This window comes from Thalassotalea sp. PLHSN55 (genome assembly GCF_052030545.1).
GTDB lineage: Bacteria > Pseudomonadota > Gammaproteobacteria > Enterobacterales > Alteromonadaceae > CANMXU01.
In genome coordinates, this window is record NZ_JBPDIH010000006.1 from 20696 (window position 1) to 35514 (window position 14819).

The following is a 14819-nucleotide window of genomic DNA, read 5'->3' on the forward strand; positions in this document are numbered from 1 at the left end:
AACAGGAAACGAAATGTATACAATATACATGCGGTTTTCAAGGGTAAAAAATAACCAAGTACAATAAACGCGTTTTTACGCTCTGCTGCAGTTCAGTGAACTGATAACCGTGAAACTCAGATATCTTTTACTGTGCTTGCGCTTTACTAGCAGCCTTTGTTATGATGAATTACATATTGTATACAAAATAGGAATCTCCCATGACGATTGGTGTTGGCGGCTCTAATATCGAAACTGAGCTGAATAAATTAGCAGACATGACTACAGACGTTGTTGCGATTAGCAAAGTAGAATATCAAGCGCGCATTGATAAAGCGCAGCAGTTAATGCAGGAGCAAGGTGTAAGCGCATTGTATTTAGATGCAGGCACTAATTTGCATTATTTTACCGGTTTAAAATGGTACAAGTCAGAACGCATGGTTGGCGCAATTTTACCGGCACAAGGCGAGCTAGCCTTTATCGCACCACATTTTGAACAAGGCTCGCTTAAAGATAACATGGTTATTTCAGGCAGCTATAACGGCTGGCATGAAGATGAAAGTCCTTATCAGCTGTTTGCGCAAGTATTAAAAGATAGTGGCATAACGGCAGGAAAAATTGCGATTGATGAGTCAGCCGCTTTTTTTATTTTTGACGGTCTACGACAAGCAGCACCTAGCTTTGAATTTAGTAATGGCGCGGATATAACCGCACAGTGTCGACAACTAAAGTCAGCCGCCGAAATCGCCTTAATGCAGCGCGCAAAAGACATGACCATGGCCGTGCATAAAGCCGCCGCTGGTATTTTACGCCCCGGCATTAGCACCATCGAAGTGACTAATTTTATCAACGAGGCGCATAAACGCGTTGGCGCTTCGGGTTCGTCGTTTTGCATTGTCTTATTTGGCGTGGCCACTTCGTTTCCTCATGGGGTAAAAGAGCCACAAGTTTTACAAGAAAATGACTGGGTATTAATTGATACCGGCTGTTTACTACATGGCTACAATTCTGACATTACCCGCACGTACGCTTATGGTGAAGCAACCGATGAACAGCGCCTTGCTTGGCAAGTAGAAAAAGACGCTCAAGCCGCAGGGTTTGCCGCGGCGCAATTAGGTGCTTGTTGCGGCGCGGTAGACGATGGCGCACGTGCTGTTATCCATCAACATGGTTATAGCGCTGATTATGAATTACCCGGTCTGCCACACAGAACCGGCCACGGCTGCGGCTTAGACATTCATGAATGGCCCTATTTAGTGCGCGGCACGCAAACAAAATTAGCCACAGGTATGGTATTTAGCAATGAGCCGATGTTGGTGATCCCGAATAAATTTGGTGTGCGTTTAGAAGATCATTTTTATATGGGTGAACAAGGGCCAGTTTGGTTTACCGAGCCATCACATTCGGTTGACGATCCTTTTGGCTTAGCCAAAAGCTAAAAGATTTCAGCTGTAAGATTTGAGCAGCAAGTAACAAGCTGTAAGCGACAAGAATTAAGCGGCAAGATTTAAGCTGTAAGCTGTAAGCTGTAAGCTATAAGAAAGAAGCTTGCGGCTTTTAACTTTCCACTTGCAGCTTCTCATTTTCCACTTATAGCTTCCCACTTTCCACTTGCAGCTTGTCACTTTCCACTTGCAGCTTCTCGCTTTCCACTTACAGCTTCTCGCTTTCCACTTCCAGCTTCTCGCTTCCAGCGATTAGTTAAACCGACTAATGCAAAACGGGCTTAGGTCAATGTCGGTTTGTTTACCGCTGATCAACTGCTCAATCAATTTGCCAGTTACCGCCCCTTGGGTTAATCCTAAATGTTGATGCCCAAGGGCAAAATATATTGCCGGGTGATATGGCGCTTGGCAAATAACCGGCAACGAGTCAGGCAACGACGGTCGACAGCCCATCCAGCGCTCAGCCGCATCAGCTTTTTGAACATAACTGTTTTGCGGCAACTGCTTCAAAATAAATTCGGCATTTTTTAACAGCATATCAGCCCGTTGATGATTAGCCTTAGCGCGTAATCCGGCATATTCGACGGTGCCTGAAAAGCGTAACAGTTTATCCATTGGCGTGATGATAAATTTTCGCTCAGCGGAGGTGACCGGACGAGACAATGAGGCAGTTTCTTTTTCCGCCAAGCCAATGCTATAACTGTAACCACGCTCGGCTTCAATCGGCAGCGCATAACCTAAGCCATTGACAATTTTTTTTGAATAAGCGCCCATCGCCACCACACAGCGGTCAAAATCATAATCGCCTTGCGATGTTTGCACCGTGACCCCTATTTTATTTTGGCTCAGCTGCTTAACAGCGCATTTAACCATCTTCATGCCTAAGCTTTTTCCGTGCTCCGCCAGCACTTCACACAAACGCAGTGGCGCAATCGTATGGCCAACTTCAGTGAAAAATAGCGCATAGTTAATATTGCTATGCAAATTTGGCTCAAGCGCTAACGCCTGCTGTTTATCTAACAGCTCAACTGCAATGCCCGCTTGTTGATAATGCTTGTAGATAGCTGCAACTTCAGCATAAGGGGTGTGCTCAAAAACTAATAAAGAGCCATGACAAGTTAATAAGCCTTGCTGGCCAATTTCAGCCAACAAAGGTTTGTAATAATCAATAGCATCTTGATTTAAGGCCTTTAGCGCCGCGCTATTTTCATCTCGCTTCTTGGCGCGCATATTGATAAAAAAACGCATAAACCAAGGTAGCGCTTTAATAAAATGTTTAGCTGATAAACTGACCGGCCCGAGTGGGTCAAGCAGCATTTTAGGTAACTGTTTTAATAAAGCGGGATCGGCCAAAGGAAAAACTTGCTCGGTGGCAAAGTGGCCGGCATTGCCTTTCGAGCAACCCGAGCCAATGTCGGCTTTGTCAATTAGGGTCACTTGATAGCCTTGCATTTGCAGCGCTAACGCGCAATTAATGCCAATAATGCCTGCACCCAATACCGCAATCCGCTGTTTTTCTATAACCTCAGTTTCCCCAAAAAATTTTTCAACGTTCATTTAATCGACCTTTTTCTAATGTTTTTAGCGACATAGTAAACCCAACACTCTTGTTACAACTTGATTATTAAAACCTCAAAAGTGATACCACTTGTAATCGTAAATATATTGTATACAATATATTTTAATTTAACGAGTAATAGTTTTTATTACTGATTTATCACCACACTGTATTAACGAGAAAAATATGACTGTAAATTGGCAAGGGGTTTATCCTGCGGTAACCACACAATACAACGACGACTTATCAATTAACTTTTCAGCCACGCAAGCCATGGTTGACTCCCTGATCAAAGAAGGCGTTGACGGCATTATCGCGCTCGGCACTGTCGGGGAAAATGCCTCGCATACTCGCGAAGAAAAAATCGCCATTTTAACCGCAGTAAAAGAAGTGGTTAATGGCCGCGTGCCTGTACTTTCTGGCGTTGCTGAAACGTCAACACAATTTGCTGTTGAATTCTCACAGGCCTGTGAAGCCATCGGTATCGACGGCTTAATGGTATTGCCGGGCATGATTTATAAATCTGACGAAGCCGAGGCTATTCACCACTATCAGCAAGTGGCACGCAACTGTAATTTACCGATTATGATCTACAACAACCCAATCACCTACGGGGTTGATGTGGGCATCGAAGGCATGAAAACTCTTGCCAATGAGAAAAATATTGTCTCAATAAAAGAAGCCACCGAAGACACCCGTCGCATTTCCGAACTATTTTCTGCCTTTGACGATCGCTTTATTATTTTTGGCGGCGTTGATGATATTGCCCTTGAGTCGTTAATGTTGGGTTGTACTGGCTGGATTTCGGGCTTAACCAATGTTTTTCCAAAAGAGTCAGTTGCTATTTACCAACTCGCTAAACAAGGCCGTTATGTCGAAGCGTTAGAAATTTGGCGTTGGTTCTTACCTTTATTACGCTTAGATACGGTTCCAAAGCTAGTGCAGTGCATTAAATTATGTGAGCAATTAGCAGGTCGAGGCAGTGAATTAACCCGCGCACCGCGTATGCCATTAACCGGTGAAGAGCGCGCAAATGTAGAGCGTATTTTCCATCAAGCCAATAACAACCGTATTGATTTAACTAAGATCAACACGCTCTAATCTTAACGATTAAAGGCGCATGGAAGGCTTCCCCGGTTTTCTGTGCGCCTGCTTTAATCGCTCCATATAATAATTAAAAACGAGTTAAACAAGATATGATCAAAGGTACCTTCTTTTGCATTGACGCCCACACCTGCGGCAATCCGGTGCGCCTGATCACCAGTGGTCACCCTAATTTAAAGGGTGAAACCATGAGTGAAAGGCGGGTCGATTTTTTAGAAAATCATGACTGGATCAGGCAAGGATTAATGTTTGAGCCACGCGGCCACGACATGATGTCTGGCGCATTTCTCTACCCGCCTTGTAGTGAAAATGCTGATGCGTCAATTTTATTTGTCGAAACCTCAGGCTGCCTACCCATGTGCGGCCATGGCACTATCGGCACGATAACCGCAGCGCTTGAAAACGGTTTATTAACACCAAAAAATCCGGCGAGTTCAGGTGCAAACAAGCTCATTATCGATGTGCCCGCTGGCCAAGTAAAAGTGGAATATCAACAACAAGGCAATAAGGTCACTGCGGTGAAAATATTTAATGTTGCTTCATATCTTGCCCATCGTGATGTCACCTTAGCGATTCCCGGGCTGGGTGACTTAACCCTTGATGTTTCCTATGGCGGTAATTTTTATGTGATTGTTGAACCGCAAGAAAATTTCCCCGGTATTGAACACTGGAATGCCGATCAAATTATCAAGTGGAGCCAAGTTGTTCGAGAAATTGCCAGCAAAACGCTCACTTGCATTCACCCACAAGATGCCAGTGTTTGTGGCATCTCTCATGTGCTGTGGACAGGAAAACCAAGCAAAGCAAATTCAGATGCTGCCAATGCGGTTTTTTATGGTGACAAAGCCATAGATCGCTCCCCTTGCGGCACCGGCACAAGTGCGCGTATGGCACAGCTTTTTAGCAAAGGTTTATTAAAACAAGGCGATACTTTTGTGCATGAAAGCTATATCGGTAGCCAGTTTGAAGGAAAAATTGAGCAGGTGATCGAGCTCGAATCAGCAAGTGGCAAAATTCCGGCTATTTTACCCAGCATAAAAGGCTGGGCAAAAGTCTTTGGCAAAAATTGCATCACCATAGATGACGACGATCCTTATGCGTTTGGCTTTGTTGTTCAATAAGGTCGGCTTTTTTAACTTTCCCTTTTTAAGCTTCTGCTTTTAACGTAACAAATAATAGGAAAACAGTATGACGATTACAGGTAAACATTTAATTGCTGGTAAGTGGTGCGGAACAGCCGAGCATGGCTTCACCGCTTTTAACGCAGCAACACATCAAGCCATGGCAACCACCTTTGCTGATGCCAGTGAAGAAGAAGTCAGCCGCGCCATTGTCAGTGCCAATCAAGCTTTTACAAGTTTTAGCAGCTTGGCGCCACAAAAACGCGCGCACTTTTTAAGAACCATTGGCGAGCAAATTATTGCATTAGGTGATCAATTAATTACCACCGCCTGCGCTGAAACGGGTCTGCCAACGATGCGCATTCAAGGTGAACGAGGCCGAACGGTTGGTCAATTAGGCTTGTTTGCTGATTTATTAGAACAAGGTGAATACCCAACCACTATTGAACTAGGTGATAATACTCGTCAGCCTTTACCAAAACCTGATACCCGCTTAGGCTACTTGCCGTTAGGCGTGGTTGGCGTTTTTGCCGCCAGCAATTTTCCGCTAGCCTTTTCAACCGCAGGTGGTGATACCGCCTCAGCATTAGCCGCAGGTTGCCCTGTGGTCATGAAAGCTCATGCAGCGCATCCAGCAACGGCAGAGTTAGTCGCAAAAGCGATATTATCCGCCATTGAAATCTGCGAGTTAGACCCTGGTGTTTTTTCATTAATTCAAGGGAAAAACTACGCCATTGCTACGCAAATTATTACTCACCCTTTTATTAAAGCCGTCGGTTTTACCGGCTCAGAGCGAGTTGGCATGATCCTACAGCAGCAAATTTATCAGCGCCCTGAACCGATTCCTTTTTATGGCGAACTTGGCAGTATTAATCCGCAATTTATTTTGCCAAATAAGCTGAACCAACAAGCCGAAGAAATCGCCCAAGCCTTAGTTGCTTCACTGATGATGGGGCAAGGTCAATTTTGCACCAGCCCTGGCGTTTGGGTTGTGGTTGCAAAAGAAAGTGATGAACATTACCAGCGTTTTATTAATGCGGCAGCGCAATCGATAAGCGAGCAAGCCGCAGGCGTTATGCTAACGCCGGCAATGTGTCATTCCTACAAACAGGCGGTAGAGGCAAGAGCAGCCGTTAATGGCGTTGAACTTATAGCCACGGGGTTAAGCGGCCGAGAGCAAGACTGCTCAGCCGCATTATTTGCCACTAATTTTGCCACCTATCAACAAAATGAAAGTTTGCAGGAAGAGTTATTTGGTTTTAGCGCGTTAATTGTGCGCTGTGACGATATTGAGCAAATGCTGAGCTTAACTAACCAGCTCTCAGGTAACTTAACCGCCAGTATTCACGCCTTAGATGAAGATCTTAGTTTAGCACAGCAACTGGCGCAGCCTTTGGTACATAAAGTGGGACGTTTAATTTACAACCAAATGCCAACGGGTGTTGAAGTGTGCGCGTCAATGAATCATGGCGGCCCTTTCCCTGCATCAACCAACATTAGAACCACTTCAGTGGGCAGTGAAGCCATCAAGCGTTTTCAACGCCCTATTTGTTATCAAAACATGCCGCCGGCATTGCTACCAAACGCTTTGCAAAGTTAAGCCTCTTTAGGGTTTACATTTTCATGGTTGCCAAAGGGTTAAGATTTTATCTTAGCCCTTTTCTTCGTGGTGAACTGCTTTATAATGGCCTGTATAAAATAAACAGTATCCCTTAGTTATCAAACACGGGCACCTGATAATGACCATTGAATATAAAACTCGAACTCAGCATGTTGTTGAAAACTTACGTGAAAAAATACTCAGCGGAGAAATTGCTGCTGGCGAGCCACTGCGACAAGCAAGCTTAGCCAAAGAGTTAAATGTAAGCCGTATTCCAATTCGCGAAGCATTATTGCAGCTAGAAGCGGAAGGCTTAGTATCATTTGAACCACATAAAGGGGCTACCGCCACACAGCTGAGCATTGAGCAAGTTGACGAGTTATTTGAACTTCGAGCGATGATCGAATGTAATTTACTTGCCGCTTCATTGGAAAATATTAGCGACGAAGCCTTAACCACCGCCGCTGACATTTTAGCCAGCCTTGACAGCGCCTTAGGTAAAGAAAATGCCGCCAATGTTTGGAGCGAATTAAACTCTGAATTTCATAATTGTTTATATTCTGGCGCTGACCGTCCGCAAACAGCAGATTTGGTCAATACCCTAAATAAGAATGCCGACCGCTACATTCGCATGCATTTATTATGGGCCGGTGGTATTTCAAAAGCGGGGCCTGAGCATGCAGAGTTATTAGCCTTTTGCCAAGCAAGAGATATCGACAATGCCGTAGATAAATTAAAACAGCATATTCTTAGCTCTCGAGACGAAATTAAAGCCTTTTTAGTACAACGAGAAGCAGGTTAACAATAACAATTTGCCTGCGCATGAGTATTGCTCTTGCGTAGGCAAGTATACAACCCCATCATAAAAGCAAATATTCACGCTCCTTGGTTACGCCCTGCCACTTATTTTTCATCATCTCCCTTACACTAGCTAAAGTTCGCTATGCGATGTTAACGATATTAGCCTCCTTTGCTGCATTGTTTTACCACCCACCTGAGTGTATATTGTATACCAACAAGCCATTATAATATTACGATAAAAATTAATACAAAAATTAGGGGAAGTTAAGTTGATAAAATTAACCATGAATATGGCAAAGGTGCTAATCATCACCTTATTCCTTGCTAGCTGCGAACAAAGCCAGCCAAGCGCTAACCAAATAAAGAGCCAAGCACAACAAATGAATACTTTAGCTAACATTGCCGAGCAGTACGTAAAACTCACCCTAAACCTTGGCCAACACCACAGTTCATATATTGATGCTTATTACGGCCCAAAAGAATGGCAACCAACAGGTGAGCCCGTAGCCCTTGCTACCTTAAAAAAACAAGCACAACAGTTGCTTAGTGATATTAAGCCCATAGACGTTGAGCTAGACCAAAAACAGCGGAAAGAGTTTTTGTATATTCAGCTGCAATCAGTATTGGTGTTTATTAAGCAATTGATGGGTGAAAAGCTCTCCTTTGAGCAAGAATCACAAGGTCTGTATGACGCCATATCGCCTAAAATTATCACCGCAGCGCTCGACCAAGCTTTAGTTAAACTCGAAAAGCTCTTGCCCGGTGATGCGCCGTTGCAGCAAAAATATCATGATTTTCAAAGCCAATTTATTATTGAGACCTCCAAACTAGATACGGTCTTTCAAGCGGCAATTAATGAAGCACGCAAACGCACTAAAGCGCACATTAGCTTGCCCGAAAACGAAAACTTCACCATTGAATATGTCAATAATAAGGTATGGAGCGGCTATAACTGGTTTAAAGGTAATGGCTATAGTTTAATTCAATTAAATACTGATTTTCCTATGTATATTGACCGTGCGGTCGACTTAGCTAGCCACGAAGGTTACCCCGGTCACCATGTGTTTAATTCACAAATGGAGCAGCACTTAGTCAACAATAAGGGTTGGGTGGAATACAGTGTTTACCCGTTATTTTCGCCTATTTCGTTATTGGCAGAAGGCAGTGCCAACTACGGCATTGAAGTAGTTTTTAATAAGCAGAAAAGACTTGAGTTTGAACAAGAGGTGTTGTTTCCATTAGCAGGCTTAGATGCATCTAAAGCACAAATGTATTACCAAATACAAGACCTCAAACAAGCCTTGTCGTACATCGACAACCTTGTGGCGGCAAACTATTTAGATGGTGATATTGATAAAAACCAAGCCGTTGAGTTATTAATGAAATACTCTTTAGTGAGCGAAAAGAAAGCCCTCCAAAGAATAGGCTTTATTGAGGCTAATCGCGCTTATGTGATCAACTACAACCTAGGGCAAGACTTAGTGAAACAATACGTTGAGAAGCTAACTGGCAGCGATGATGAAAAAGCACGTTGGCAAGTATTTGCCGAGTTATTAGCAAACCCTAAAACCGCGTCTATGATGCAAGCTCAGTAGAAGATTCAGCACTAGACCCTAAAAGCCCCACACTACATACACCTTTCTCATAAAGCGTTAATTTACGTTAAATTAGCGCTTTTTTTATAGCAGCATTGTCTGAGTAATTTTCACCACTTTTTCTATCATTTTTCACTGAAAAATAGAAAAAGATGATTTTATTAGCGCTTTTCAAGAAGAAAAACTGACATCAATCACGCTAAAACCAAGTTTAGTTATTAGTCTATTTTGTCATATCAATATTCAACAATAGAATAAAAACATATACAGAAAAACCTCAATAAAACCTACTTAAATCGAACTAAATAGCTATCACCAAATTTAATTCGGAATACCCCTACCCCTTACACCATCTGCTTTATAAGTAGTTACTTGCAAACAATGTCCAACATTCGAGACAAAATTGCCGCATAACTACCTATTTTTTCGTAGTAAAAACCCTTTTAGTTAATTCACTGGTATTTGTTCATTTTGACAATTTATACCTTCAAAAAAAGATAGATTGTATACAATATATGATATATAAATATGTACGATTTTTAATCTTGCTGTCATCAAACAGGGTGAACCAGATTAACTTTTCAAGCACAGCAACATAAAAACAACACTAACAAGGTAGAACTATGTCTAATATTATTAAAAGTGGTTTCAAACCACGTAAATCATTAGCAGCCATTGCTGTTGGCAGCGCATTGATACTCAATACACCTCTTGTATTGGCCGCCGATGAAGAAGAAATAAAAAGTGATGAAGTTGAAACAATTGAAGTAACCGGCTCACGACTAACCAGAACCACCTTTGATGCACCAAGCCCAACAACTGTGATCAGTGCTGAGACTATTCAAATGACGGGTGCATTGAACATGAATGATGTGCTATCAACCATGCCGCAATTTGGTAAAGGTTTTGATGCTACCGACGGAAACTACTCTTTCGGTAACTCAGGAATAAATGCGCCGGATCTTCGTGACTTAGGTTCAACAAGAACATTAAACCTTGTCAATGGTAAACGCCCTGTTGCGATCACTAACGACAATAATATTATGCTAACCGACATAGGTATTATTCCTTCTGAGTTAGTTGAGCGAGTTGAAGTATTAACAGGTGGCGGTTCTGCGGTTTATGGTTCAGATGCCGTAGCAGGTGTTGTTAACTTCATTTTAAAGAAAGATTTTGAAGGCACAAATCTTAGAGCGCAAATAGGCGATACCGATGCCGGTGGCGCTGAGAGTCAATCAGTAACCTTAACTCACGGCATTAATTTTAATGAAGGCCGTGGCAATTTCACCATGTCTGTTGATTACTTTAAACAAGAAGCACTGCTTTTTTCTCAGCGTCCAGGTTCTGGAAATACTAAAAGATATATTACTAACCCCGATGATACTGGTCCAAATGACGGCATTTACGACCAAATCATTGCTAATGATGTGTCTTATCCAGCTTTTAATGCTACCAACAATATGTTTGGCGTTTGGAACAACTCCGCAGGCGCTGTTGATTGGTTTCAGCTTCAAAACGGAGATGCTTCATTACGCACTCCAGCCGAAGCAACAAAAGATGGCTGGATGGCATTAGATGGCAGTGGTTATGATCCGCTTGGTTATAACATGGCGAGAAACCCATACGATCGAGTTAATGCTTATGTCAGTTTAGGTTATGAATTTGACAGTGTCACCGTTTCAGCCGATGTAATGTATTCTAGAACTCAGTCTGAAGATGAAATTGATCCGGCCTTTGTATGGGACACATGGACAACAGTAGAAGCGCTGCAAGGTGATGGTATCGTAGTACCAGACTCCGTATTAAATACTCTTGATGACTACGGCGACAACTGGCTGAAATTACCTTATACCTTTGATGAAGCAGGGCCTCGTGGTCATAAAAATGATCGTGAGTATTTATCAGCAAGTATAACCCTAGAAGGTGATTTAACCGATAACTGGTCATGGGATGTATATTTCACTTCTGGCTTTACCAAATCTCAATTAACCGTTAACAATGCTTTAAGAAACGACCGTTTTGATAGTGGTAACTTTACCATTATTGGCCCATGTGTTGACACTGGCACTTGCCCAGCATTTAATCCGTTTGAACCTGCTTCACAGGAAGTTTTAGATTATGTCATGGCCACGCACGATACATTTACCGATGTAACGGGTCATGGTTTTGCTGCGAACATCTCAGGTGATTTACTTGAATTACCATCAGGTGCCGTACAAGTTACCGGCGGGGTTGATATTCGTTATGAAAGCCTTGATTACCGTCCGTCAGAGCTGTGGAGCTCAGGTAAATTGTCTTCTTTTATGTCGGGTATTGATGATGTCAGCCGTAATATTCAAGAAGTCTACGGTGAAGTATTAATTCCGGTGTTAAGCGATGTCACCTTAGTCAAGAACCTAGAAATTGAAGCCGCGGTGCGTCATGCAAAATATTCAACCGAATCGGCCAGTTTTACCAGTTCAAAATTAGGTCTTAACTGGGCGATTACTGACGATGTTCGCTTTCGTTCAACTTATTCAAAAGCGGTTAGAGCGCCGCAACTTGGTGAGTTATTTTCAGGTGAGTCAATTGGTTACAGTGATTTAACTGATCCATGTGATGCCGACCAGATTAATGGTGGCCCTGCTGATGGACGTCGCTTAACAAACTGTCAAGCATTAGGCATTGATGAAGGCTGGGACTCAAACCTTAAGGGTAAAAAGGGTAAAGTGATCAGCTCTGGTAATCCTGACTTAAATGAAGAGTCTGCGACAACCTTTACCGCAGGTTTTGTATTCCAACCAACTTTTATTGATGATTTACGTATATCAATTGATTATTACGACATCGACTTATCTGATCTTATTGTCAGCTTCGGTGCTAATTCCATGTTAAGCAACTGTGTCGATTTAGAAACCATTAATAACGAGTACTGTGAACAAGTTGTTCGTGAAGATAATGGTGATGTTACCTCAGTCAATGATACATCATTAAATGCTGATAATTCTCGCCGTCGAGGCATTGATTTTGAAGCTTCTTATGTTCTGCCAATGAAAGAAACATTTAATGTTCCGGGTGAATTATTCTTTCATGTTGCAGCAACACATCAACTTGAAAAATCTTATACCGAGTATGACTTCATTGAAGACAAACCTTTGGTTGATGATCCGTTAGGAGAGCTTGGCGCTCCAGAGTGGAAAGGTGACCTTATGATGACCTACAACCTAGATGATTTAAGTGTTCGATGGACCACTAAATACACCCAAGGTGGACCTCGATATAAAGACGTTGCCCCTGACCGTTATGAAAATATCGATATTGAAGACTCGATTGTGCATAACTTCTGGATGGGATACGACATCAATGAAGAGCTAAATTTATATGTAGGTGTTAATAACGTGACCAACGAAACTTGGTTAGATAACCCGTTTACTAACTGGGGACGTCTGAACTATTCATTGTTGGGTCGAGCTTATTACGCCGGTGTAAATTACTCTTTTTAAGCGATGGCCTTAAAAGTTCAAATACGCAGGCCTGCAAGTTCCCTTAGTTTGGTGTTTCAGCGCGATAGAACTTTTAATTAGTTGCCGAGCACAACAGCCACCTAGGGCTGTTGAGCCTTCGTGTTTATTTTCAACGAAACTTAACCTCGAAAGTTCAACAGTCCCTGGTTCTCCCAGGTGGCTGTTTTTTTTTGCTCTTATAGCTGTAACAACATCGAATCAACACATGTTTTATTGGTTAACCTCTTTTAGCCAATAAAACATTCAACAAAGCGATCTTTTATGACACAACGCGACATAACCCCGTTTCCAAAAGCATTTTATATTGCTAATACCATGGAAATATTTGAACGTTTGGCTTGGTATGGCATGTATACCCTGCTCGCCAGCTATATTCTTACCCCAAACAGTCAAGGCGGCTTAGGATTAGACAATACCGAACGCGGTTTAATAATGGGCGTGGTGCCGTTTTTCTTGTATTTATTTCCCGTTGTTTCAGGGGCATTGGCCGATAGGATCGGTTATCGAAAAATGTTCTTAATTTCTTTTATCTTAATGGCGCCCAGTTATTACTTTTTGGGTTATGCCACCAGCCTTGGCAGTTTCATTAGTATTTTTATGCTTATTGCCCTTGGCGCAGGTATCTTTAAACCAGTAGTAATTGCCACCATTAGCCGCACCACCGACCAAAGCAATCGCGGCTTAGGCTTTGGCATTTTTTATATGATGGTCAATATTGGCGGATTTTTAGGGCCATTGCTCGCGCCTATTATTCAAAAAAATTATGGCTGGCAGTGGGTCTTTACCTTTGCTGCCATTTGGATTTCGGTCAACTTTATCCCTGCGTTATTTTTTTATAAAGAGCCAAAACGCCATGAAAAATCCGGCGGATTGAAACAGGTTTTTCAAGAAATCCAAGAAGTGCTCGGCAATTTCCGCTTAGCCTTATTAGTGGTGCCGCTGCTATTTATTTTAGTTGCCTATTACGCCGGCATTATTGCAAGTGGAAAAACCACTAGCATTATTGCTGCAGTATTAATTATTACCGCGCTTATTTGGGATTTAGTGCTTAATAAAAGTAAAAACAAAGGTGAAAATAGCACCGAAGAAAAAAGCCGTAACAACCTGCCGTGGTACAAACAAAAAATGCGCGTAGGTAACAAGGCTTTTATTACCTATTTATTAATCATCACCGGCTTTTGGGTGGTGTATTTGCAAATATTTATTACTCTGCCAGTATTTATTCGCGACTTTGTTGATACCTCAGATCTCGTTCGGCTACTACACAGTATTAGCCCTTGGTTACATGAGCTATTAACTGCGGTGAATACCCAAACTCTTTCCTCTGAAATTATGCGCTTATCTCAGCAATTTTCTGGTATCGACTTTCATTCAAGCAAAGCGTCTATTAAAGAAATTTCTAACACCCTCGCCTCGCTTGATATCCGCGTACCTAACGGCGAGCTAATGAATGCATTTACCACGCTAAGCCAAGCCGCAACAGGCCAAGCCATACTCAGTGAAACAGCAACTCTTAGCGAACTGAGTAATAATTACGCGCAGCAGTGGGCAACGCAATACCGGCAGATAAACCCTGCAACCATTTTAAGCATCGACTTTCTAATGATCATTTTATTTCAAGTAGTGATCAGCCGTTTTATCGATCGTTTTCAAGCCCTACCGACTTTAATTGCTGGCACGGCAATAATCTCCATTGCCATGCTAGTTGGCGGGTTAGCTCACGGCATTATTTTTGGCGGTTTGATGGTTGCGGTATCGGTGATTATTTTTGCCGTCGGTGAAATGACCGCATCGCCTAAAAGTCAGGAATATGTCGCCTCGTTTTCACCACCAGATAAAGCCGCCATGTTCATGGGCTATTACTTTGTTTCTATGGCGCTAGGTAATTTATTTGCCGGCTTGTTATCTGGTTGGTTATATCAAACCCTCGCGATTAACTTAGCCAAGCCGATGCTGATGTGGGCAGTTATCGCCTTACTGGGTGTTATTACCTGTTTAGCCCTCTATATTTTTAACCGCACACTGGTTAGCGATATTGAGCAACAGCAAAACTTTCAACTTGCCCAAGTAAATGAATAACATGAACGATTAAAGTAAGTGAATAAAGTAAATG

Annotated in this window: 9 protein-coding genes; 8 read left to right on the forward strand and 1 reads right to left on the reverse strand. The window is 42.5% G+C overall.

From position 1 onward, the window contains the following. Positions 1-200 precede the first annotated feature (200 nt). On the forward strand, positions 201-1418 hold the full coding sequence (locus ACRRSQ_RS12700; protein WP_440876127.1) for a M24 family metallopeptidase: 1218 nt from the start codon (positions 201-203) through the stop codon (positions 1416-1418). A 258-nt stretch (positions 1419-1676) separates the two neighbouring features. On the opposite strand, the gene ACRRSQ_RS12705 is transcribed toward ACRRSQ_RS12700, so the two are convergent. Beyond that, entirely contained in the window at positions 1677-2981 is a 1305-nt protein-coding gene (locus ACRRSQ_RS12705; protein WP_440876128.1) for an NAD(P)/FAD-dependent oxidoreductase, read from the reverse strand. Positions 2982-3168: 187 nt separating this feature from the next. On the opposite strand from ACRRSQ_RS12705, the gene ACRRSQ_RS12710 reads away from it, so the two are divergent. The 7 genes from ACRRSQ_RS12710 (at position 3169) to ACRRSQ_RS12740 (ending at position 14785) form a co-directional block, all read left to right on the forward strand. Next, positions 3169-4083, forward strand: a complete 915-nt coding sequence (locus ACRRSQ_RS12710) for a dihydrodipicolinate synthase family protein (protein WP_440876129.1) — start codon at positions 3169-3171, stop codon at positions 4081-4083. 95 nt (positions 4084-4178) lie between these two features. Then, positions 4179-5207 carry a 4-hydroxyproline epimerase gene (locus ACRRSQ_RS12715; protein ID WP_440876130.1) on the forward strand — a complete coding sequence of 343 codons (1029 nt, stop codon included), beginning with the start codon at positions 4179-4181 and terminating at the stop codon, positions 5205-5207. Positions 5208-5274: 67 nt separating this feature from the next. Beyond that, the gene (locus ACRRSQ_RS12720; protein ID WP_440876131.1) at positions 5275-6807 is read left to right on the forward strand and encodes an aldehyde dehydrogenase (NADP(+)); all 1533 of its coding nucleotides are present in this window, start codon (positions 5275-5277) and stop codon (positions 6805-6807) included. A gap of 139 nt (positions 6808-6946) precedes the next feature. Further along, the gene (locus tag ACRRSQ_RS12725; protein WP_440876132.1) at positions 6947-7609 is read left to right on the forward strand and encodes a GntR family transcriptional regulator; all 663 of its coding nucleotides are present in this window, start codon (positions 6947-6949) and stop codon (positions 7607-7609) included. Positions 7610-7877: 268 nt separating this feature from the next. Then, complete coding sequence (locus ACRRSQ_RS12730) at positions 7878-9203, forward strand: hypothetical protein (protein WP_440876133.1); 1326 nt, start codon at positions 7878-7880, stop codon at positions 9201-9203. Between the two features lie 623 nt (positions 9204-9826). Beyond that, positions 9827-12685, forward strand: a complete 2859-nt coding sequence (locus ACRRSQ_RS12735) for a TonB-dependent receptor plug domain-containing protein (protein WP_440876134.1) — start codon at positions 9827-9829, stop codon at positions 12683-12685. Between the two features lie 282 nt (positions 12686-12967). Beyond that, complete coding sequence (locus ACRRSQ_RS12740; protein ID WP_440876135.1) at positions 12968-14785, forward strand: MFS transporter; 1818 nt, start codon at positions 12968-12970, stop codon at positions 14783-14785. The last annotated feature ends 34 nt before the right edge of the window (positions 14786-14819 follow it).